The organism is Paenibacillus sp. CR_12 (genome assembly GCF_041953985.1).
GTDB lineage: Bacteria > Bacillota > Bacilli > Paenibacillales > Paenibacillaceae > Paenibacillus_AQ > Paenibacillus_AQ lautus_A.
In genome coordinates this window covers 14,567-37,041 of the sequence record NZ_JAVFHO010000006.1, presented here as the reverse complement: position 1 = coordinate 37,041, position 22,475 = coordinate 14,567, and the positions used below count along the sequence as shown (strand labels likewise).

General features: G+C 37.6%; 21 protein-coding genes. All 21 read left to right on the top strand.

The features are described 5' to 3' along the window. The first annotated feature begins 177 nt into the window (after positions 1-177). The 21 genes from kdsA (at position 178) to RB297_RS21775 (ending at position 22,298) form a co-directional block, all read left to right on the top strand. Complete coding sequence (kdsA, locus tag RB297_RS21875; protein ID WP_375121434.1) at positions 178-1,005, top strand: 3-deoxy-8-phosphooctulonate synthase; 828 nt, start codon at positions 178-180, stop codon at positions 1,003-1,005. A gap of 1 nt (position 1,006) precedes the next feature. Next, on the top strand, positions 1,007-1,477 hold the full coding sequence (locus RB297_RS21870; RefSeq protein ID WP_375121433.1) for a KdsC family phosphatase: 471 nt from the start codon (positions 1,007-1,009) through the stop codon (positions 1,475-1,477). 48 nt (positions 1,478-1,525) lie between these two features. Next, a complete protein-coding gene (locus tag RB297_RS21865; protein ID WP_375121432.1) occupies positions 1,526-2,485 on the top strand; it encodes a KpsF/GutQ family sugar-phosphate isomerase in 960 nt (319 codons plus the stop codon). 30 nt (positions 2,486-2,515) lie between these two features. Then, complete coding sequence (locus RB297_RS21860) at positions 2,516-3,433, top strand: NAD-dependent epimerase/dehydratase family protein (protein ID WP_375121431.1); 918 nt, start codon at positions 2,516-2,518, stop codon at positions 3,431-3,433. 15 nt (positions 3,434-3,448) lie between these two features. Next, complete coding sequence (locus RB297_RS21855) at positions 3,449-5,101, top strand: glycosyltransferase family 2 protein (RefSeq protein ID WP_375121430.1); 1,653 nt, start codon at positions 3,449-3,451, stop codon at positions 5,099-5,101. Beyond that, positions 5,098-6,471, top strand: coding sequence for a capsular polysaccharide export protein, LipB/KpsS family (locus RB297_RS21850; protein ID WP_375121429.1), 1,374 nt, complete (start codon positions 5,098-5,100; stop codon positions 6,469-6,471). The genes RB297_RS21855 and RB297_RS21850 overlap by 4 nt, the downstream gene beginning before the upstream one ends. Then, positions 6,434-7,981, top strand: coding sequence for a glycosyltransferase family 2 protein (locus RB297_RS21845; RefSeq protein ID WP_375121428.1), 1,548 nt, complete (start codon positions 6,434-6,436; stop codon positions 7,979-7,981). Before RB297_RS21850 ends, RB297_RS21845 begins: the two co-directional genes overlap by 38 nt. A 49-nt stretch (positions 7,982-8,030) precedes the next feature. Then, the gene (locus RB297_RS21840) at positions 8,031-8,810 is read left to right on the top strand and encodes an ABC transporter permease (RefSeq protein ID WP_375121427.1); all 780 of its coding nucleotides are present in this window, start codon (positions 8,031-8,033) and stop codon (positions 8,808-8,810) included. An 18-nt stretch (positions 8,811-8,828) separates the two neighbouring features. Beyond that, positions 8,829-9,569, top strand: a complete 741-nt coding sequence (locus tag RB297_RS21835; RefSeq protein ID WP_375121426.1) for an ABC transporter ATP-binding protein — start codon at positions 8,829-8,831, stop codon at positions 9,567-9,569. An 18-nt stretch (positions 9,570-9,587) separates the two neighbouring features. Further along, the gene (locus RB297_RS21830) at positions 9,588-11,018 is read left to right on the top strand and encodes a capsular polysaccharide export protein, LipB/KpsS family (RefSeq protein WP_375121425.1); all 1,431 of its coding nucleotides are present in this window, start codon (positions 9,588-9,590) and stop codon (positions 11,016-11,018) included. A gap of 4 nt (positions 11,019-11,022) precedes the next feature. After that, positions 11,023-13,047, top strand: coding sequence for a capsular polysaccharide biosynthesis protein (locus RB297_RS21825; RefSeq protein WP_375121424.1), 2,025 nt, complete (start codon positions 11,023-11,025; stop codon positions 13,045-13,047). After that, positions 13,044-14,387 (top strand): capsular polysaccharide export protein, LipB/KpsS family, encoded by a 1,344-nt coding sequence (locus tag RB297_RS21820; protein ID WP_375121423.1) that lies wholly within the window; start codon positions 13,044-13,046, stop codon positions 14,385-14,387. Before RB297_RS21825 ends, RB297_RS21820 begins: the two co-directional genes overlap by 4 nt. Continuing rightward, positions 14,384-15,124 carry a 3-deoxy-manno-octulosonate cytidylyltransferase gene (kdsB, locus tag RB297_RS21815; protein WP_375121422.1) on the top strand — a complete coding sequence of 247 codons (741 nt, stop codon included), beginning with the start codon at positions 14,384-14,386 and terminating at the stop codon, positions 15,122-15,124. Before RB297_RS21820 ends, kdsB begins: the two co-directional genes overlap by 4 nt. After that, complete coding sequence (locus RB297_RS21810) at positions 15,124-15,597, top strand: HIT family protein (RefSeq protein ID WP_375121421.1); 474 nt, start codon at positions 15,124-15,126, stop codon at positions 15,595-15,597. The genes kdsB and RB297_RS21810 overlap by 1 nt, the downstream gene beginning before the upstream one ends. Further along, positions 15,594-16,337: a sugar phosphate nucleotidyltransferase gene (locus RB297_RS21805; RefSeq protein WP_375121420.1), complete on the top strand. Its 744-nt coding sequence runs from the start codon at positions 15,594-15,596 to the stop codon at positions 16,335-16,337. The genes RB297_RS21810 and RB297_RS21805 overlap by 4 nt, the downstream gene beginning before the upstream one ends. An 18-nt stretch (positions 16,338-16,355) precedes the next feature. Beyond that, entirely contained in the window at positions 16,356-16,904 is a 549-nt protein-coding gene (gene rfbC / locus RB297_RS21800; protein WP_220683738.1) for a dTDP-4-dehydrorhamnose 3,5-epimerase, read from the top strand. A gap of 12 nt (positions 16,905-16,916) precedes the next feature. Continuing rightward, complete coding sequence (gene rfbB / locus RB297_RS21795; RefSeq protein WP_375121419.1) at positions 16,917-17,939, top strand: dTDP-glucose 4,6-dehydratase; 1,023 nt, start codon at positions 16,917-16,919, stop codon at positions 17,937-17,939. Next, positions 17,936-18,820, top strand: coding sequence for a dTDP-4-dehydrorhamnose reductase (gene rfbD, locus RB297_RS21790; protein ID WP_375121418.1), 885 nt, complete (start codon positions 17,936-17,938; stop codon positions 18,818-18,820). Before rfbB ends, rfbD begins: the two co-directional genes overlap by 4 nt. A gap of 129 nt (positions 18,821-18,949) precedes the next feature. Beyond that, a complete protein-coding gene (locus RB297_RS21785; protein ID WP_375121417.1) occupies positions 18,950-19,879 on the top strand; it encodes a glycosyltransferase family 2 protein in 930 nt (309 codons plus the stop codon). A 110-nt stretch (positions 19,880-19,989) separates the two neighbouring features. After that, positions 19,990-20,901, top strand: coding sequence for a glycosyltransferase family 2 protein (locus RB297_RS21780; RefSeq protein ID WP_375121416.1), 912 nt, complete (start codon positions 19,990-19,992; stop codon positions 20,899-20,901). Then, positions 20,898-22,298: an undecaprenyl-phosphate glucose phosphotransferase gene (locus RB297_RS21775; protein WP_375121415.1), complete on the top strand. Its 1,401-nt coding sequence runs from the start codon at positions 20,898-20,900 to the stop codon at positions 22,296-22,298. The genes RB297_RS21780 and RB297_RS21775 overlap by 4 nt, the downstream gene beginning before the upstream one ends. The last annotated feature ends 177 nt before the right edge of the window (positions 22,299-22,475 follow it).

Genomic DNA, 22,475 nt, shown 5'->3' with positions numbered 1-22,475 from the left:
AATCTCCTTTTCTAGTAGATACGACATTTATTTTAGCATAGGGATTTATAGGTTACTAGTTACAGCCAAGCTTACGTAGAGAATTTGATTAGGTTTTGCAGACAAGTAGTATTAAATAAAGTAGAATTAATAGTAAATAACGTAGTTTATTTCATCAACTAAAAAGGAAGATGTTAAATGAGAACTGTTAACGTATCCCAAACGGTGTCACTTTCAAACCATAATAACTTTGCTTTATTTGGCGGTCCTTGTGTAATTGAGTCAGAATATGTCGTAATGCATTTAGCTGAAAAAATTAAAGATATTACAACAGAGTTACGGATACCATACGTTTTTAAAGCATCATTCGACAAAGCTAATCGCTCCTCTGGAGGTTCTTTCCGTGGACAGAGCATGGAAGAAGGTCTAAAGATCCTTCGAAAAGTAAAGGAAACCTTTGAACTCCCGGTTGTTACGGATATTCATGAGTCGTATCAAGCAGAACCTGTGGCAGAAGTTGCCGATGTACTACAGATTCCTGCATATTTGTGTCGTCAAACAGATCTATTAGTTTCTGCTGCAAAAACGGGTAGAACGATTAACGTGAAAAAGGGACAGTTTTTAGCACCCTGGGATATGACAAATATCGTAAAGAAAGTAGAGGAAGCTGGTAATTATAATATTTGTTTAACTGAACGCGGTACTAGTTTCGGATATAACAACCTAGTAGTGGATTATCGTGGATTGGAAATTATGAAAGGCATGGATTATCCTGTTATCTTTGACGCTACGCACAGTGTTCAGATCCCAGGTGGGAACGGAACATCATCTGGAGGACAACGTGAGTATGTACCTACATTATCTAAAGCAGCCATTAGTGTTGGTGTCGCCGCTCTGTTTATGGAGATCCATCACGATCCTGATAATGCTCTTAGTGATGGGCCGAACATGGTACCACTTCATGAGTTGAAAAACTTACTAGAGCGTCTTCAACAGTATGACAAGATAACGAAAGGGTCGTTTTAATATGTCGTCTTCAATAAAATTAATCTGTTTAGATGTTGATGGTACTATGACAGATGGTTCTATTTACATTGGAACGGATGGAGAAATATTCAAAGGATTTAATGTTAAAGATGGTATGGGCATTCAACTTGCGCTGCAGGCAGGTATCCAATTTGCAATTATAACGGGTCGTGAATCCGATATTGTATTAAAGCGTGCAAAAGAATTGGGGATTACTTCTGTATATCAAAAATGTGGTAATAAGGATGAAGTTATCCGGACATTGAAAAGACAACACCAATTAGTTAAAGAAGAGATTGCTTATATTGGTGATGATGTAAACGATGTTGTGGTACGAGATGAAGTTGGTTTATTCGTAGTAGTCGGGGATGCTCATCCGAAAGCTAAGCAAGCAGCAGATATCATTTTGAACTCTAGTGGCGGTAAAGGAGCAATCCGCGAATTCATTGACGAAGTGATATTAAATGATTAAAAGATGGGACTGTTGTATATGAATACTAGTTCTATAGAAGGAACAGATATGATATTTAAGAAGGCGCAGGATCTTTTAGAAGAAGAGATTGAAGCTATTCATCAAACCAAAGAACTGCTTGACGAGAATTTTATCAGAGCAATTTCATTGATGAATGAATGCACGGGCAAATTGATTGTTACGGGTATTGGTAAATCCGGACATGCCGCACGAAAAATGGCCGCTACCATGGTTAGTCTAGGAATTACGGCTGTATATCTCAATCCGGCTGAAGCCGTTCACGGCGATTTAGGTATTGTTCAGGAAAATGATATTGTGATCGGAATCAGCAAGAGCGGCGAATCTAAAGAATTGATTGCAATCTATCCTGCTATTAAAAACTTGAAAGCCAGTATAATCACAATAACTGCTAATCCTTATTCCAAAATGGCTCAGTATTCTGATGTTGTTCTTAGAATTGGAATAAAGAAAGAGGCGGGACATTTAAATTTAGCTCCGACATCCAGTGTTATTGCTAGTCTGGCATTAGGGGATGCGTTAGCAACGATTGTTGCAGAAATGAAGGGATTTAGTGAAGAACAGTTTGCTGTTTATCATCCAGGAGGATCATTAGGATCTATTTTAACTTTGAGCGTAGAAGACCTTTTGTCAGAGAAAAGTTATTCCGCAGTAAATGAAATGGATTCATTCAAGCAAGTTCTAATTGAACTTACTACAAAGAGAATAGGTGCTACAGTGGTCATGGACGATAATTCTGTTGTAGGGATCATCACTGATGGTGATTTGAAACGACTTCTAGATAAATATCAAGAGAAATGCTTTAATTTGCTAGCTGGTGAGATTAAGGTGCCTTATCCAATAGTAATTCAAAAAGGTACTAAAGTTGTAGATGCCATTAAGATGATGGAACAAGGTGAACGTTCGATTTCGGTCGTACCTATTATGGATGGAAGTAAGTATCTAGGGATTTTAAGAGTTCATGATGTTTTGAAAGGCATTAATAAATAACAAAGGAATGGATTTGGAGATATGATACTTGTGACGGGTGGTGCAGGATTTATCGGTTCTCAAACGGTTAGGGTGCTGCAAACCAAAGGTTATAGGGTACGCATACTTGATAATTTTAGTACTGGAAAAGTTGAGAATCTATTAGGGTTACAAGATGTCGATATAATTAATGGAGATATTAGAAACTATGAGACTGTTCTTCGGGCATTAAAAAATGTTACAGGTGTGATTCATTTAGCAGCACAAGTCTCTGTACAGTTTTCCATTATGAGGCCAGATATTTCTTACGAGATAAATAATAGCGGATTCTTGAATGTTCTAAATGGAATCAGAATGGTAAACACAGGTATTCGATTGGTGTTCGCTTCTAGTGCAGCTGTGTACGGGAATCAGAGTGTGATGATATGCAGAGAAGACAGTAGTCCAAAACCGATATCACCATATGCATTGGAGAAACATGTAAATGAGCAGTATGCCGAGTTGTTTAGAAAAGTGTATGGAATCAATTCCATTGGTTTAAGGTACTTTAATGTTTATGGAGAAGGGCAAGACCCCAATTCACAGTATTCAGGGGTAATCACTAAATTTCTTAGTGCTATTCAGAGAAAGGAATGCTTATTTATTTATGGAGACGGTACTCAACGAAGGGATTTCATTCATGTAAAGGATATAGCAGCAGCAAATACAAAAGCTCTTGAATCGAATTACACAGGAGTAGTAAATGTCGGTACTGGTAATAGTACTAGTTTAAAGGAACTACTCGACGTGATTAAAGAAAATCTCGATGATGATGTATATGTTAAGTACAAACAACCAAGACCTGGTGATATTAAAGATTCATTTTGTGATATAACGTTAGCAAAAGATGTTATTGGATTTGCGCCTAAAATTGATTTCAGGGATGGAATTAAAGATATAATTAAACAATTATCAAGTAATTGTTTGTAATAAAGGAGTGGCTAAGTGGATTACAGAATATCAGTCATAGTTCCTGTATACAATGTAGAGAACTATCTAATTGAGTGTTTAGATTCGTTAGTCTCACAAACAATGCAGGATATAGAAGTAATAATGATAAATGATGGTTCTACTGATAGTAGTGGAAGTATCATAGATAGATACGCTGAGATGTATCACAATTTCAAAGCGATACATAAAAAAAATCAAGGATTGGGAAATACACGGAATTATGGTGTGATGGTAGCAAAAGGCGAATATGTTGCTTTTCTTGATTCGGATGATTACGTACCAATAAATACTTATGAGATAATGTACCAATTGGCTCAATATTACAATAATGCCGATGTTGTGTTAGCGAAAGCTATTAGGTTTAATACAAGAGAGAGTCACGATTATGATCCTGTTGAAGGTGTTTATGAAGGTATTGACTATATAACTAATATAAAAAATACACCTCAACTTCTTCATAATGGAATTGTTGCAAATAAATTGCATAGAAGACAGTTTTTATTAGAAAATGAGTTGTTATTTCCTGAGAACATTCTTTATGAGGATACTTATTTTTCATTAAAAGAATACCTATTAGCAAGTAAAATAGTGGTTTCACCCAGAGTATGCTATTACTGGAGAATCAGGGAGGATCGTGATAATTTATCAATATCTCAAACGAATAATAATTTGAACAACTTGATAGACAGGTTAAACATAAACAAAATGTGTGATGAGTTAATCGCAGAAATCAATCCTGGAAGAATTATAGAAAATCAGTGGAATTTATTTAAATGCCGAAACTTATTGGCTTCATACAGTCTGATGGTGAACAATGTTTCAATGCTTGATAAACCAGCATACATTCATTTACTTAAAACAGAATTAATGCGATATGATAATGATATTTTAGCCTTATTAAATGATGATTATAAGTTGCGTTTCCATTCATTGATATATGATTATACGGATAGATTTTTTGAGGTCAAAGACTTTATTTTTCGAAAAAAAAACCAAACAAATCTTCCTATTGAACTTGTGAATATTGACAATAATTATATCCAATTGATTCCTTGTGACAGTAAACCAATTGAAGTTGTAAATCATTTGTTTGATATTACAAGTTCTATATCAATTATAAAAGGGATTGATAACATAGAAGTTGATTCAGACACCATTCAATTGTATGGTTATGCCTTTAAACAGTATTTTAATTATCCGCAAGGTGAATTCTTATATCAAGCATTTTTTAAAGTGGATAATAAAGAATATAAGGTTGAAACAGAATCAATGAAACGAGAAGATTTGACGTATGTTTTCGATGGTGAATATGATTATACTGGTTATAAGATTGTAATTAATGTAAATGAAGTGCAGAAGATAATGAATGAAAATAGATTAAATCAATTAAAGATGGGGCTTTATATAAGATTTACAAATCAAAAAAAGGAGTTTGAAACGAGGATCGGTTCTCCTAAGTTCTCATTAGGGAAGCTTACTCATAAATTCAAGAAAAATGAAGTTATTCTATCTACTTCTGTAAATAAAAATAATAACCTTAACTTTAATTTCACTAGATATAAAATTATAGATCTAAATGGGTTTTCCTCTAGAGTTAGAACGAATATCAAAAAAATCATTCATAGAATGGGTAGATATATAAAATGAATATTTTTTTTACTGGTTTTGGGAAAATGGAATTTAGTAATCAAATAGTAGGGATGCCTGTGATGCTAAAAAAGCTAACAGACGAGCTATCATTACGAAATTTTAAATGTTTTTATCTATATCAAAAAAGTAATGTGGGAATAGAAAAAAGCGGAAAAGTATTCGATTCATTAGGCATACAGGCAAGTAGGCTTCCTTTGATTGTTAATACCTCTCCACCTTATACAGAATTTAAAAAGTATGATACTGATGAACTAGAAGATCTCACTTATTTTCTAAATGAATATTACAAATTAGTTTATGATAAAGACGAATCAATTAACAATAGAAGTAAAGTTGTGAAAGTTTTAGAGTCGTTGAAATACTATGACAAGGAAATTGGTGTTGATTTTTTTGTTGTTTGGGGAACTGCCCTGATCCCTAGAATCATCCATAAATATGCAATGAAAAACAAGAAGAAAGTAATAATTTTCGAAAATGGCTATTTTAGACCTTTTACATTAACCGTTGATAATTTTGGGGTGAACTCTGAGAATTCTTTGCCGAGAAATCCAGAATTCTATGAAGATATTAATGTATCGTATGATAGATATAACAAATATTTGCTGAGACCTGAGATAGCAAAAATTGATGCTGGATTGACTGATAAATTTCTGGATAAACTTAAGATTGAGAAACCAATAAAGAATAACAGTTTCTCTGATAATTCAAAAAAGATGAACCTTGATGATGGTGATTTTATTTTTGTTCCGTTTCAATTACAATCAGATGCTCAAATAATTAGGAACTCACCTAATATCTCTTATATGAAGAAATTAGTTGAAATAACCTTAAAAGCAGTACTTAATTATAATAATAGGAATGAAAAACAAAAACATCTCAAGATTATTTATAAACCGCATCCATTACAAGAATCAGATGGAAAATCTTATGATATAAAAGAAATAATGCAATTAGTTGGAAAAAGCAAAGTTGCTGAAATAGCCGAGGATATTAGCACAGATTATCTCATAAAAAACTCCAAAGCTGTAATTACTATTAATTCTACAGTTGGAATAGAGGCTTTAGTAAATGAAAAACCAGTAATTACTTTAGGGAATACATTTTATAATATTGATGGTTTAGTTTGTAATGTACATCCTGATAATTTAGATAGAGATTTTGATGATATTATCGAGTTTAAACCACGTAAGGAATTACTGCATAAGTATCTATATTTCTTGCGATTTAATTATTTTGTAGAATGTTTCTATCCAGATGCAGACGATAAGTCTATTAAACGGGTAGTTGATAGGATGTTAATGTTAAACGAAAGTAGAGATCAAAGAATTTATGAAACCAAAGATAACAGTAATTATCCCAGTTTATAATGTCGAGGAATATATTTCTGATTGTCTTAATTCTGTTATTAATCAGATGTTAGAGGGGCTAGAAGTAATAATAATAAATGATGGATCCACTGATAATAGCTTTACGATTTGCGAGGAATTTGCATCAAAATACACTAATTTACATATCTACAGCCAAGAAAATAGAGGCCTGGGTTTTACTAGAAATAGGGGCGTTGAACTATCAAATGGAGAGTACATAGCGTTTTTAGATGCAGACGATTATGTACCAGTAAATATTTACCAAGAACTTTATAGTATTGCAAAAAAAACGAATAGCGATATTATTTTAGGTCAGGCTTGGAGATTCAATTCTAATTCAGGAAAACTATATAAACCTTATGGATCAGATATATTATTTAGTAAAGATGTTGAAAATAAAAAAGTGCGTGATATCCCCTATGTTGTTCATAACGGTATTGTCGCAAATAAATTATACAAAAGCGCTCTAATTAAAGATAAAAAAATCCGATTTGTTGAAGGGGTTCACTATGAAGATACTCTCTTTTCACTAGCTGCTTATAATTATGCAGATAGTGTGACTGTATTTCCAAATATAGTTTATTTTTGGAGAGTTAGAGAAAGGATGGATAATCCCTCTATCTCTCAACAAGTTCATACTTTGAAGAATTTAAAAGATAGAATTACTGTTAATAATCTTTGTGATAGAATGTTAGATTTACCGAAGGAATTAGAAGAAGAGTGGAATTTCTTCAAATACAATAACATATTGAATTCGTTTTTAAGCGACGTTTCAAAAATTAATCCCCTTGAAGAGAAATGCTATAAAGGGCTTATTAACGAATATTTAAGGACTATGCCAGAAATGTTTTTAAATAGACTATCAGATCAAAATAGAATACGTTATGTTTGTACATTAGAGAATAAATATGATTTTATAAATCCATTAGATGTTAAAAAGTTTTTAGCTAAGTACAAGAATGGTAAGTTTTATTTGGATAATTTGAATATTAGCTCATACTACCAAGATTATTTAGATATATCTAATAATTTTATTGTTAGTTGTTATCTTGATTACGTAAGAGTATCTTCCAAAAAGATACGGATAGGATTCTCACTAATACTAAGAACTGACTGGATCGAGAACAATGACATTGAGATAAGGTTGTATTTGAATAACTATCAGAAAGGAACACATAATGAAATTTTAATTAGCAAATACGTCGTAAATGAAACGTCACATTACTCATCAGATCTACTTTTAACTAAAGAAATGAGCTTTCAAGATGCTAGTTTGGAAAAGTGGTATTTTTCAGTTCGTATTAACTACCGTGAGTTCAGTAAAAAAATAAAACTGAATAAATTTTTGAGTAGTGAAAAAATCAATATTATTAATCGAAGCTTCCTTGGTTCCGTATTATTTCGATCTAATTCAAATGGAAACTTCTATCTTATTTTTAACAATAAGAGAAGTTTATTAAGAAAGATAATGAGTAAAGTGATAAACACTATTAAAATAAAGAATAGATAGTTATTTATATTGTAATAGTTTCCTTAATAAAAGAATGAGGATTTTGAAAATGATAATTAGGGCAATAAATGATGTATCAAAATATAAAGATTATTTATCTTATAATATTCGTGTGAATCTAAGGTTGAAAGTTTCAAACACCTTACTAGGGTATTTTTGGTGGTTGCTTGATCCATTACTTCAGATGTTGGTGTATACCATTATTGTGGCATTCATTTTTGATAAGGGTGAGGCCAACTTCCCAGTCTTTGTATTCTGTGCATTGTTAAGCTGGAAATGGTTCAGTTCTACTGTGATGTACAGTGCTAATTGCATCAAAGCCAATAGTGGTGTGTTAAATCAAGTGTACGTTCCTAAATTTCTTTTACCGTTTCAGGAAACGGTTGTTAATTTAATTAAATTTCTGTTTGGATTTATAATATTGTTAGCCATGCTTGTTTTCTTCAAAATTGTTCCTACACTTCACTTCTTTGAAATTATCATAATTATCGCATCTAATTTTCTCTTTATTTTTGCGGTGTCATTGGTCATGACTCACTTTGGTGTGTTTATTAGCGATATGCGTAATTTTTTATCGCATGTTAATAGAATATGGTGGTATTTATCTCCGGGAATGTACAGCTTAGATATTGTTCCCGAGCAGTATTCATGGCTGTTTTGGTTAAATCCTAACACTACTTTTTTTGAGAGTTACCGTAATGTGATTATGTACGGTCAATCTCCACACTATATAGCACTATTTATCTGGACTTCGATTAGTTGTTTACTGATATTTTATGGGTTACGCAAGCTATATGCGTTTGATCGAAGTTATTCGAAAATTGTTTGAAATGGGAGATTCTGAAAAATGAATCAAATTATCGAAGTTGAGAACTTATCATTGCAATATCGCTTCATCAAAAGCCTGAGCTTCAAAGAATGGGTTACATATACTTTCAAAGCTTCGAAACAGGATTCCAAAATGAAGGTTTTTGAGGCTCTGCATGATATAACCTTCAAGATTGAAAAGGGAAAGACAGTAGGGATCATAGGTGAGAATGGAGCGGGCAAATCAACATTGTTAAAAGTATTGGCAAACGTTTATGCTCCTGATTCGGGTAATGTAAAAATCCATACAGATTCTTCCTCACTTCTTACACTGGCTACCGGATTTAAATCTGATTTATCAGGTTACGAAAATATTTATATTAATGGCCTGTTACTAGGATTAACTAAGAAAGAGCTTGATGAGAAAATGAATGAGATCATAGCCTTTTCTGAACTAGGCGATTTTCTAGCTAATCCAGTCAGGACGTATTCGTCAGGCATGAAATCTAAACTTGCCTTCTCTATTGCCTGCCATATTGATCCCGAACTGCTATTTATAGACGAAGTATTTAGCGTCGGCGATGCAAGGTTTCGTAAGAAAAGTAGTGCGAAAATTAAAGACTTAATTAAATCGGATAGGACTGTTGTCATGGTGTCCCACAGTGATGATCTAATTAAGGAAATGTGTGACGAGGTTATCTGGCTAGATAAAGGTAAGCTTATTGCACAGGGAGGAACGAAGGAGATATTGAAAGATTATATAGCATATTCTAATAGATGACTGAGCTGGTCTTAGGGGATGGTAAACATTAATGTCTTTATCTCAAGTATGGGAAATATAGAATTTGGTATCCCTGTTTTATTAAAGCGCTTGACAGAGGAGTTGAATCATCGCCAATGTCGGTGCTTTTATTTTTCCATTCCGAATGGAAAAGGTATAGACGGGGATGAAGAGTTATATCGTGCATTAAACATAAATGCGGAGCGAGTTAACATTATTAGTAACGATTATATCGAGTTTAGTGAATACCGTAATTATTCCAGCAGTGAGCTTGAAGATATGATAAAGTCAAACGTTGGTTCTTCAGCTAATAAAGAAATATCTCTAAACCAAGCCAAAGAATATCTTGAGCGAATTCATAGAGCCGATGCTGAGTATGGGATAGATATGTTTATTGTTTGGGGAATCAGAATTAGGGAAAGAACCATATACCACTATGCTAGGAAGCATGATATTCCGATTTTTATATTTGAACATGGCTATTTTAGGCCCTTTACTCTGACTGTCGATTCTAAAGGGATCAATTATGAAAATTCACTGCCAAGAACACGAGAATTCTATATGAATATCGACTTTGATCAACATAGATTTAATGAATTTATTGAGTCACCGGAAGTTGCATGGAAAGATGAAGAGATTACAAAGGAATTTAGACTTATTTGTGATGCAACGGCTCAAAAAGAAGAAAAGACTAATAAAAAAAGAATCATTAATCGAATTAATCATACGGTTAGACATAAGAGAGTGAAGCAAGCGTTAATGAAGCGTGCTATCATATTAAAAGCACATGTTAGGAAACTTAGAGCTCAAACAAAAATGGATAACTACAATGATATAACGAAAAAAATGATAGAGTCAGGGGAACGTTTCATATTTGTACCCTTTCAATTAGAATCAGATACCCAGACGATGTTGTTTTCACCAAACATAAAAACTATGCTGAAACTTGTTAGGGTGCTGTCCGAATCACTAAACAGTTATAATACTGAGTATAAAGATAATCTTAAGATTATCTTTAAAACGCATCCTATGTATAAGCTCAAGGAACCAAATTTAGATTTGTTTAATATTTTGAGAGTCTGTAGCCAGAATAACAATCTAGCAATTACGTCATCAATTGCAACAAATGAACTGATTGCCAAAAGTGAATGTGTGATAACTATTAATTCAACTGTTGGGATTGAGGCTTTATCTGCAAATAAAAAAGTTATAACACTTGGAAATGCTTTTTACAATATTGAGGGGATCGCACATCATGTCAACAATATAAAAGACTTAGTGAAGGATTTGAATACTGTTTTAAATTCAACTTTTGAGAAGGATCTAGTACAACGGTTTTTATATTACATTCGCTTTAATTATTTTTCTGAGATATATTATTTAAACCCAGATCAGGATTCAGTTAAACGATTGGTTGATCGTATTCTTAACGGGAACAAAGGGGAGTAGAGCTTTGATTGGCATATATTCAAAAGGAATCGCAGCGATTCCCTTTTTGGAATCATTCCTACAAGACGAGGTTATACTCAATCCGACTAATATGGAAAACATAACCAAAATAGCCGGTTGGGGTAAAAAGCCAAGCGCAATGCGGGCGATTAAAAAGGCTGAAAAATATGATGTGCCCTATCTCTCACTTGAAGATGGTTTTATTCGTTCGATACAATTAGGCGTAAAAAATCGCCAAACATTATCACTTATAGCTGATCCGATAGGTATATATTATGATGCGACGACCCCTTCGCAGTTAGAGGATTTGTTAAATCAAGGGAATTTTACTGGAAGTGTTATAAGTGAAGCTAGAGAATGCTTAGAATACATTCAACATAATAAGATTAGTAAGTATAATCATACATTGGATAGTTTTAAAGTTAAAAGAAATAGTAAAGAAAATATACTACTAGTGGATCAAACCTTGCATGATATGTCTGTGTCTTTAGGTTTAGCTAATGAATCTACTTTTCAGGAGATGTTTCGTTATGCATTAGAGACGTATCCTGATGCGAACATTTATATAAAATATCATCCGGATGTTATCGCAGGTAAAAAGAAAGGCTACCTCAGTGAATTATCTATTGTGAATGATAGAGTAACGATTATAAATGTAGATACTAACCCGATCGAATTGATAGAACAAATGGACCGGGTCTTGGTAGTAACTTCTCAGCTCGGTTTTGAAGCGTTAATGTTGAATAAAAATGTATCATGTTTCGGATTGCCCTTCTACGCTTCATGGGGGTTAACAACAGACAGTATAATGTCTGAGCGTAGAGTTCAGAAAAGGACTGTAGAGGAACTTTTTGCAGCCTCTTACCTGTTATACCCTAGTTATATTCGACCACAAACGGGGATACCAGGAAGCTTGATGGATGTTCTTACGTATATAAACAAAGAAAAGAATCAAGTACAAGCAAAAACTAAATATTATTTTCTTGAATTTCCAAAATGGAAGAGGAACTTCGTAAGACCATTTTTTCCGGAAAGCACTATAGATACATGTTTTCTTCCTAAGAACATATCAGTAACAGATGTCGATCATACCAGTAATCATAATTATGTAGTGTGGAGCTATGGCGGGGAGAAATCTTATAAGATCCCTGACAATTCCCTAATACGCATAGAGGATGGTTTTTATCGATCAGTAGGTTTGGGATCAAATTTCCACGAGCCTTGGTCACTTGTTATTGATGAAATAGGAATATACTTTAATTCGCAGCAGCCTAGCAAGCTCGAATATATATTAAATAATAAAGAATTTGACGAGTATGATATTAAAGAAGCTAAGCTTATACAGCAATTCATATTAGATCATTCTTTGACAAAATATAATGTCGATTATAATTCGAGTTTTAAGCTAGAGAATCGCGATCGTAAAAAAATTATTTTTGTTCCAGGTCAAGTTGAAGATGATGCCTCTATAAGATATGGATGCAATGGTGATTTTAGGACAATCGAGCAGTTGTTGGAATATCTTAGGATCAAATATCCAGAAGATTATATTCTATATAAACCACATCCCGACGTTTATATGAAGAATCGCAAAGGAATAGAACACACTAAATTTTGTGATCATATTGAGACTAGGGCAAGTGTTTTACAGTGTATCCAGGTTGCAGATGAGGTGCATACCCTTACATCACAAGTTGGATTTGATAGTTTACTGCAAGGAAAGAAAGTTTTCACCTACGGTGGACCATTTTACGCTGGTTGGGGGTTAACTAACGACGCTCAAAGATTTAATCGACGTAATCGGGTTTTATCAATAGAAGAGCTAATAGCAGGTACCTTGATTTATTATGCGAAATATTATAATCGTGACTTAAAACATTTAACGGACTGTAGATCAGTATTAAGAAAGTTAGCTTCCCAGAAACGCAACCTTTCATATAAAAAAACATTCTTTGATACTAATAAACGTAGATGGATACGAAGATGCTTGCTGCAAGTCAATGAAATGTTAAGGCGTGATAGCAAATGAATATCGATACGGTTTGTTTTTTTCCTATTGTACGGTATCAAGCTAAGCTCTTCTATTCTATGGCAGAAGCATGGTTGAGCACAGGTTATATTAAGAAAGCCGTTTTTGTTTGTCCTTCTATTAGTAGCTATGAGTATCTCAAAAAAAAAAGAATAGTTACGGCAATATTCTTACCAGATCTTTTTGTTGAAATCTCAATGAGTGATGATATGCGCAGGGACACTAATACCGAAATGGATGTCGTTCATTTCGAGATGAAAAAAAACGAGATTTTGGGCAGGTGGAGCCATAAGCATTTTGTTCAACCAGATCAATTGTTTTTTCAGTCCAAAGTATATAAACAGTTATGGGAAAGATTCCTCGCTTCATGTCGTATTGATATATTTATGGTTTGGAACGGGTACATTTTACCTCAAAGTGCGCTCCTTCAATTCGAAGAAATAAAAAGAAGTACCAAGGTCTTTTATTTTGAAAATAGCTATGAGCCTAATTCTTTTGTAATGGATAGCATAGGGATAAATGCTAAGAGTAGTTTTGAAAACAGTGAAAAAACCTGTAGAAGAAATTCTCTTGAATATAGCGAAGCCCATGAAAAAGAGGGCATCATTCCAGCAGTAACCAAACTTACAGAATATATTAATAGAAGGTTGCGTTTTGTACTAAAACGATCTCGTAGTAGATACAGATATATATTGAGGTATGAGCATTCACAACCAATAATAAGAAAAATCAAAAATATTTGCGATACTATCTTCTATAAGAACCCTGAGCTCCCTCAAGAGTTTATTTTCTTTCCATTGCAAGTTATAACCGACTCACAGTTAATTGATAATTTCAATATGGAGCAAGAGGTTGTTATTGCTAGGTGCCTGGAGATTATTCAATCAGTAAATGAGGGAAGAAGTAAACCAATTAATCTAATTATTAAGGAGCATCCGAGACAGGAGATAAACGGATATCTAGAATTCTTAAAAGAAAAGTATAGGTCCCCATATATAATATTCGTTAAAACTGGAGATACCTCGTCTTTACTAGAACGAGCTATAGCAGTGATAACTATTAATTCAAGTGTCGGTTATCAGGCGTTGAAGATGAGGAAGAATGTGTTTGTCCTAGGTGAAAGCCTCTATACAGGGGAAGGGTTAGCTAAAAAGGTAAGAGATTGGGAGCATTTAGAGCGGTTAATTCGTATGTTACTAGACGGACATACGTTTGTTGATTTTGATAAAATCGAGCAATTTATTCATAATTACAAGGAGTATTCTTATTCTTTAAATGTTACAAGTGATGCTTTTGATGAAATATGGAATGATATAATCTGTGGAGGTCACAAAATATGAAGGTTGTTGCAGTTATTCCAGCAAGGTATGGATCGACACGTTTTCCAGGTAAGCCGCTAGCCAACATTAAAGGAAAGGCCATGATTGAGCATGTATACTTAAATGTTCTACAGGCTAAATCCATCAGTGAGGTTTTGGTGGCGACAGACGACCAGCGCATTATTGATAAAGTAGAGGCGTTTGGTGGTAAGTGTATACTTACAAGCGGTAATCACCAGACCGGTACTGATAGGATAGCAGAATGTTTAAGCGTAATTAATGCTGATATTATCATTAATGTCCAAGGGGATGAGCCTCTTATTGATGGAAAGATGTTAGATGAGTTGATTCAATCATTTAAAGAGCATCCAGAACTTCAAATGGCTACTTTTAAATCGAAAATTAAACATTTAAGTGATGTTGATGATCCTAATGTAGTTAAGGTAATTACTAATAGTGACGGTAAAGCTATCTATTTCTCAAGATCTCCAATCCCGTATAACAGAGATATGCGTGACGATGTTGATTATTATAAACACATTGGTGTTTATGCTTATAAAAAGTCATTCTTAAGTCAATTTGTTAAATTACAGCAGTCCCCACTAGAACTAGCTGAATCGCTAGAACAATTAAGAGCGTTGGAAAATGGTATTTCAATAAAAGTTGTAGATACGGATCATATTCTGATTAGTGTGGATACTCCTGAAGATTTGAAGCGAGTGGAAGATTATTTAGATGAAAACTCGGGTGTAGAATAATGGAGCGAGTAGAGAAATGTTTAATTTGTGAGAAACATCGTCTAGTTGATCAAGACTCATTTTTATATAAAAGCAACCACTGGTTTCTATATGCGGGTCCATTTGGTTCACAAGTTTTGGGTTATATCTATTTAGAGCCTATAAGACATGTGGAAGAATGGCAAAGTTTTAGTGCTGACGAACTTGAAGAAATGACAATAATTCTACCAATGTTAGAGAAAGTACTAAGGAATATTTCGAAGTTAGAAAGACTCTATACTGTGACAATTAGTGAGGCGGTAAGGCATCTTCATATCCATTTAATACCGAGATATCAAAATCAGGAAAAGAAGGGTTTAGCGCTTATAGAACAGGCAACACAGCAGAAGACTGATGCTATTGAATTTGATCGTTCAAGCTATTATGAGTTTGTCAATCATTTAAAGAGAGAAATAGCAGTAGAGTATTCTTTAGTAGAAGGGAAAAGCTCATGAAAGCCATAATCCTAGCCGGCGGAACAGGCTCACGCCTCTATCCCTTAACCAAAGTCACCAATAAACACCTTCTGCCAGTCGGAGCCTATCCGATGATCTTCCACCCGGTATATAAACTCCGCCAAGCAGGCCTTACAGACATACTCATTGTGACGGGGAAGGACCACATGGGGGATGTAGTAAACCTATTAGGTAGCGGTAGCGAAATGGGGGTCTCCTTTACATATAAAGTGCAGGATGAAGCAGGAGGCATTGCTCAAGCATTGAACCTTGCAGAGCAATTTGCAGGTGGCGAATCAGTGGCGGTGATCCTCGGCGATAACGTGTTTGAGGATGACATCTCCACGTATGTGGCTAACTTCCAGAGCCAAATGTCTGGTGCCAAGATACTAATTAAAGAAGTGATTGATCCTAACCGTTTTGGTGTTCCGGAAATTCAAAGCAGCCAAATCATTTCCATAGAAGAAAAACCTGAGCAGCCTAAGTCCAATTATGCTGTCACGGGAATATATATGTACGATCATATGGTTTTTGATATTATTAAGACATTGAAACCGTCAGCTCGTGGCGAATTGGAAATCACAGACGTCAACAATGCATATATTGAACGAGGAGAGCTTACCTTCGATGTGCTTCAAGGCTGGTGGACAGATGCGGGAACGCATGCGTCGCTCGCACGGGCCAATGAGTTGGCTAGAGATGTTCGATTCGGTGATGATTTCGGAAAACTGAAACTGTAGTTAGGGAGGAATTGAACGATGAACGTAACTCCTTTAAAACTCACAGACGCTTTTGTACTTGAACCGGTGGTCCACGGCGATCATCGGGGTTTTTTTATGGAGAGTTACAATGATTCACTTTTTAAGCAGCACGGCATTGCCTATAACTTCATCCAAGACAACCAATCTTTATCCGCTGAAGCTGGGGTTCTGCGTGGTCTTCATTATCAGCTCAACCCTAAGGCTCAAACCAAACTCATACGTGTCCTAACAGGTGCTATTTACGATGTGATCGTAGATATTAGAAAAAGCTCCCCTACCTTTGGTCAGTGGGTCGGTGTCATTTTGAGCGAGCATAACCATCGTCAGCTACTTGTTCCTAAGGGCTTCGCACATGGTTTTTGTACGCTTGTACCCAATACCCAGGTCCTCTATAAAGTGGACGAATATTATTCCCCCGAGAATGACCGCGGCATATTATGGAATGATCCGGCTTTGGGGATCGATTGGCCAACGTCGAATCCGACATTGTCGGATAAAGACCAGCGGCACCCGCTGCTGAAAGACGCAGAGATGAATTTTGACTAGGGGGCAGTGAGGATGAAACTTCTCGTTACCGGCGGCGCCGGTTTTATCGGCAGTAACTTTATTTTATATATGATTCAGCAGCATCCGAATTACCAGATCATCAACATGGATGCACTTACGTATGCAGGCAACCTTGAAAACTTAAAATCCGTTCAAGACCACCCTAACTATTTTTTCGTGCAAGCAGATATAGCTGACAAACCAGCGGTGGACGCGATTTTCCAACAGGGTATCGATGTAGTTGTTAATTTCGCGGCAGAATCACACGTAGATCGCAGTATTCTGGAACCGGAAATTTTCGTAAACACCAATGTCATGGGTACACAGGTTCTTCTGGATGCAGCCAAAAAATATGGCGTGACTAAGTTTGTCCAAGTATCCACGGATGAAGTATATGGGTCCTTGGGCGAAACCGGTTTGTTCTCTGAAACGACGCCACTTGCACCGAATAGCCCGTATTCTGCCAGCAAAGCAGGCGGGGATCTGCTCGTAAGAGCTTACCATGAGACCTTTGGTCTCCCGGTTAACATTACCCGCTGCTCGAACAATTACGGTCCATACCAATTCCCTGAGAAGCTGATCCCCCTGATTATTTCTCGTGCCCTAAATGATGAATCCCTGCCGGTTTACGGCGATGGCCTCAATATTCGTGATTGGCTGTATGTCGAGGATCATTGCAGTGCGATCGATCTGGTTATTCACCAGGGGAAACTAGGTGAGGTTTATAATATTGGGGGCAACAACGAACGTACCAATGTTCATATCGTCAAAACCATTTTGAACGAGCTTGGTAAGCCGGAGTCACTGATTACTTACGTGACAGACCGTCCAGGCCACGACCGACGTTATGGCATTGATCCTACAAAAATCATGAACGAGCTGGGCTGGAAGCCAAAGCACAACTTCGAGACAGGCATTAAGGAAACGATTCAGTGGTATTTGAGCAACAAAGAGTGGTGGACGAGAATTCAATCCGGCGCATATCGTGATTATATGACCCAGCAGTATGGCAGCCGTTTGGGTGGGAACGGATGAAGGTATTAATCACAGGAGCACATGGTCAGCTAGGGCAGGATATTGGGCGGATATTTAACCTAGCTGGTCATGAAGTTTTTAGCTGCGGTAGAGAAGAACTAAACATAACGGACTTAGATCAATGCTTCCAAGTAAGTTCAACCCGCCGACCGGACTGGATCATTCATTGTGCGGCATATGCCGCGGTTGATGCTGCAGAGACGGATGTGGACGGTGCTTATCTCGTGAATGCAGTAGGTACTAGAAACATGGCTCTCGCTGCTGAAAAAATCGATGCCAAGATCGTATTTATTAGCACGGACTACGTTTTTAGTGGTACGAGTGAAAGGCCATATAACGAGTATGATTCTCCCGACCCGCAAAGTGTTTATGGAAAGTCCAAGCTTGCAGGGGAACAGATGGTTCAACATTTTTGCTCTCGTTGGTTTATTGTGCGAACTTCATGGTTGTTCGGCCTGCATGGCGACAACTTTGTAAAAACGATGCTTCGTCTAGGACAAGAAAAACCGCTGTTAAAGGTGGTTAACGACCAAAAAGGTTCGCCCACCTACACGGTAGATCTGGCGCAGTTCTTGATAAACTTAATTTCCACTGAAGAATACGGTATATATCATGCCTCCAACAATGGTTCTTGTACTTGGTATGAGTTTACTAGCGCCATTTTTGAAGAGGCTCGTGAACAATTGGGACTTACCATAACCGCTGAATTGCAGCCTTGTACTACTGAAGAGTTTCCAAGACCCGCTCCACGTCCGGCCAATTCGGTCATGGATCATTTAGCTATCCGACTAAACCAATTTGAGGATTTGCCACATTGGCGTGAAGGGCTGAAGCAGTTTATGCTGGATATGAAGCAGCACCCTGAACTATACTTAAAATGAATACAGCGACTCGAAGGGCCTGATCTGTATGATCTGGCCTTTTTTAGCTAGCTTCTTTCTCTATAGACCTCTCAGCTGTATTGGGTCTATGAGATTATTGATTTCAAGTGTTTTTTCGGAGGTTCCCGTATGAAAAAAGTGCAAGTGTTGTTATCCGCCTACAACGGCGAACAATATATATCCGAGCAAATCCAGAGTATTCTCAATCAGACGCATGCTGCTGTCTCCATCCTGATAAGAGACGATGGATCGACTGATAAAACGATACAGCTTCTCGACCAATGGGTGACAACACACCCCGATAAGATCAAGCTCATAAAAGGAACGAATGTTGGCGTTGTGTCCAGTTTCTTTGAACTGCTGCGTGCTGCAGACGTTGAGGCTGATTACTACTGTTTTTGCGATCAGGATGACGTGTGGCTTGATCATAAGGTAGAGCATGCTATAGCCCGCCTAGACTCCTCTATATATACGGAAGTGCCGGCAATGGTATTTACATCGACCTACCTTACGGATGACGAGTTAAACCGGAAAGGTGCATGGCCAAAGCCTCCTGCTCAGGAGCCCTCTTTCTTCAATGCGTTGTACGAAAATATTGCCATTGGCGCGACCATCACGATGAATCGATCGGCGAGAAACCTGTTTATCAATAGTCAATCGGTGGACAGTCAAAAGGTTCTTATGCACGATTGGTGGTTCTACCTGCTCGTATCCGCATTTGGAACCGCAATCTACGATAACAAGCCATCGATGTTATACCGTCAGCACAATAATAATGTGGTAGGGGGCAGCAATTCCATCGTGGGTAAGTTGAAGAGCAAATGGGCCAGTTTTAAGAGGCATACAGGCAAAGATTTGCTGCATAAACAAGCGAGCGAGTTTGATCGAATCTATGGATCGCGATTGACTGGAGAACAGAAAGAGCAGCTGGATTTATTTCTTGCAACTCGAACAAGATTCATGGACAGATTACATTATGCACGCAAGAGCAAATTGTACAGACAATCCAAGGCAGAGAGTTTGTTATTCAAGTTCTTTATTTTGATCGGCTTTATATGAGAGTTGAATGGAAGAGGACAGAGCAAACTTATTCCTTGATATTCCTTATTTCCCTACGAACTATGCTATAATGTCGATAGATTACTATATTTGTCAGGAGACGTTATGCAATGGATTTAAGCATTTTAATCGTGAACTACAATACCTGTCAGCTGACGGTGGACTGTTTGCGATCCGTGTTTGCATCGGAGACGGAATATACATATGAAGTGATTCTGATAGATAACAACTCGAAGGACGAGTCCGTTCATACCATCCGAGAGTTATTTCCGCAGGTTAAGCTGATCGAGAACACGGAAAATACCGGCTTTGCCAAAGCCAACAATCAAGGGATGGAAGTGGCGGAAGGCCGCTATACGCTGCTGCTAAATTCCGACACGATTATACAGCAGAATACGATCCAGACGATGGTCGCTTTTATGGACTATAATCCGATCATAGGCGCTTCCGGCTGCAAAATCGTCCTCCCGGACGGCTCGCTGGATAAGGCCTGCAAAAGAGGGTTCCCAACGCCTTCGGCGTCCTTCTATTATGCTTTTGGGCTCAGCAAGCTGTTCCCGAACAAGCCGGAGTTTAACCAGTATCAGCTGGGGTATTTGAATCCGGATGTAGAGTATCCGGTGGATTGTTTGGTCGGTGCGTTCATGCTGGTACGCCGCGAGACGATTGAGCAGGTGGGCGGGCTGGACGAGACCTTTTTTATGTACGGGGAGGATATCGACTGGTGCTATCGCATCAAGCAGGCGGGATGGGGAATTCACTATTATCCTCGTACGACGATTATCCATTATAAAGGAGGCAGCGCTCGGCGTCGGCCGTTCAAGATCATTTATGAGTTCCATCGGGCGATGATTCTTTTCCATCGGAAGCATTACCGGCAGAAGTACAACATATTCGTTAATGGAGCCGTGTATGCGGGCGTTGGTCTGAAATTACTCTTATCCCTGCTTACGAACCGGCTTAAGCCCATTCGTCCAGCAACGATAGCGCAATCTCCAGGTGGAGTGGAGGTGAAATCATGATACGTAAAAATCAGGGTTTCCTGACTAAATTATATATGATCACTGATTTTGCCTTTATTCAATTAGCATTCTTAATTGCGTGGTGGATTAAATTCGAGAGTGGATGGCTCTTGTTCCATAACCCGCTTCCAATTGGTATATATGCAATATGGAGTATTGTTTATGGTGCGATAGCATTGGTAGTTGGTACCATGATTTCGATGTATTCACCGAAACGGAAAAAACGCTTCGCAGATGAGTTTATGAAAATATTCCAAACACACTTTATTGGGATGTTTATATTGTTAAGTTTGATGTTCTATGTGAAGGAGATTAATATTTCACGGGGATATCTCGCCATCTACATGATTCTCAACGTAGCTTTCATCATCCTATACCGTTATTTCCTCAAGAAATCGCTCAAGCATTTTCGGGAAAAAGGCTACAACCGCCAATTTGTGCTCATCGTGGGTGCAGGGTCGCTAGGCAAGCGCTTCTTCAAAAATCTGAAGCAGTATCCGGAGCTGGGGTATGAAGTCATCGGCTTCCTGGATGATTACCAGAAGTGGGACGACATCGAGGCGAGACGGCTTAAACCTATCTTGGGCTCGGTCGGCGATCTACATAAGGTGCTAAACGAAAAGCTCGTCGATGAGGTCGTACTGGCACTTCCATTGGATGCGCACCACAAGTATCCGGAGATCATTGCTGCTTGTGAAAAAGCCGGTGTCCGAACGCTAATTATCCCGGACTTTTTCGATTATCTCCCGGCACGGCCGGTGTTTGATAACTTTGCGGGTATGCCGATGATCAACGTGCGCGATATTCCGCTGGATCTAGCGGCAAACCGACTGTTCAAGCGGGCGTTTGATATCGTATTCTCATTAGTGGCGATTATCCTAACCCTGCCGGTGATGATCGGGATTTACCTCGGTGTCCGATTGACCTCCCGGGGCCCTGTCATTTTCAAGCAGGAGCGGGTCGGGCTGAACCGCAGGAACTTTTATATGTATAAATTCCGTTCGATGAAGCCGCTGCCGGAAGGGGCGCAGGATACGGGCTGGACGGTGGAGAATGATCCGCGCCGCACCAAGTTCGGCTCATTTCTCCGGAAGACGAGTCTGGATGAGCTGCCGCAGTTCTTTAATGTCCTGTTTGGTCATATGAGCGTTGTGGGCCCAAGACCGGAACGACCTTATTACGTTGAACAGTTCAAAGAGGAGATTCCGAAGTACATGGTGAAACACCACGTACGCCCGGGCATCACGGGGTGGGCGCAGAGCAACGGCCTGCGCGGGGACACTTCGATAGAGGAGCGGATCAAGCACGATATTTTCTACATCGAGAATTGGTCCATTCTGTTTGATATCAAAATCATTCTGCGCACGATCCGTAACGGATTCAAAAACGCATATTGATAGTAATTCATGATGACGTCATCTGGCATGAGCCGGATGGCGTCTTTTATTTACCTGTCCTAGAAGCATATTTCGACTAAAGCTGCTTACCAAGTCCCGTTGTAAAGATACCGAATGCTGTCGCTTCCTGTAAGTTTGTGACATAGCCGGGAAAAACTTCGGACATTCGATCCACTC

Bases quoted from the DNA above. Each gene is read 5' to 3' on its own strand.
- kdsA (WP_375121434.1), top strand. From the start codon at position 178: ATGAGAACTGTTAACGTATCCCAAACGGTGTCACTTTCAAACCATAAT.
- RB297_RS21870 (WP_375121433.1), top strand. From the start codon at position 1,007: ATGTCGTCTTCAATAAAATTAATCTGTTTAGATGTTGATGGTACTATG.
- RB297_RS21865 (WP_375121432.1), top strand. From the start codon at position 1,526: ATGATATTTAAGAAGGCGCAGGATCTTTTAGAAGAAGAGATTGAAGCT.
- RB297_RS21850 (WP_375121429.1), top strand. From the start codon at position 5,098: ATGAATATTTTTTTTACTGGTTTTGGGAAAATGGAATTTAGTAATCAA.
- RB297_RS21845 (WP_375121428.1), top strand. From the start codon at position 6,434: ATGAAACCAAAGATAACAGTAATTATCCCAGTTTATAATGTCGAGGAA.
- RB297_RS21840 (WP_375121427.1), top strand. From the start codon at position 8,031: ATGATAATTAGGGCAATAAATGATGTATCAAAATATAAAGATTATTTA.
- RB297_RS21835 (WP_375121426.1), top strand. From the start codon at position 8,829: ATGAATCAAATTATCGAAGTTGAGAACTTATCATTGCAATATCGCTTC.
- RB297_RS21830 (WP_375121425.1), top strand. From the start codon at position 9,588: ATGGTAAACATTAATGTCTTTATCTCAAGTATGGGAAATATAGAATTT.
- RB297_RS21820 (WP_375121423.1), top strand. From the start codon at position 13,044: ATGAATATCGATACGGTTTGTTTTTTTCCTATTGTACGGTATCAAGCT.
- kdsB (WP_375121422.1), top strand. From the start codon at position 14,384: ATGAAGGTTGTTGCAGTTATTCCAGCAAGGTATGGATCGACACGTTTT.
- RB297_RS21810 (WP_375121421.1), top strand. From the start codon at position 15,124: ATGGAGCGAGTAGAGAAATGTTTAATTTGTGAGAAACATCGTCTAGTT.
- RB297_RS21805 (WP_375121420.1), top strand. From the start codon at position 15,594: ATGAAAGCCATAATCCTAGCCGGCGGAACAGGCTCACGCCTCTATCCC.
- rfbC (WP_220683738.1), top strand. From the start codon at position 16,356: ATGAACGTAACTCCTTTAAAACTCACAGACGCTTTTGTACTTGAACCG.
- rfbB (WP_375121419.1), top strand. From the start codon at position 16,917: ATGAAACTTCTCGTTACCGGCGGCGCCGGTTTTATCGGCAGTAACTTT.
- rfbD (WP_375121418.1), top strand. From the start codon at position 17,936: ATGAAGGTATTAATCACAGGAGCACATGGTCAGCTAGGGCAGGATATT.
- RB297_RS21785 (WP_375121417.1), top strand. From the start codon at position 18,950: ATGAAAAAAGTGCAAGTGTTGTTATCCGCCTACAACGGCGAACAATAT.
- RB297_RS21780 (WP_375121416.1), top strand. From the start codon at position 19,990: ATGGATTTAAGCATTTTAATCGTGAACTACAATACCTGTCAGCTGACG.
- RB297_RS21775 (WP_375121415.1), top strand. From the start codon at position 20,898: ATGATACGTAAAAATCAGGGTTTCCTGACTAAATTATATATGATCACT.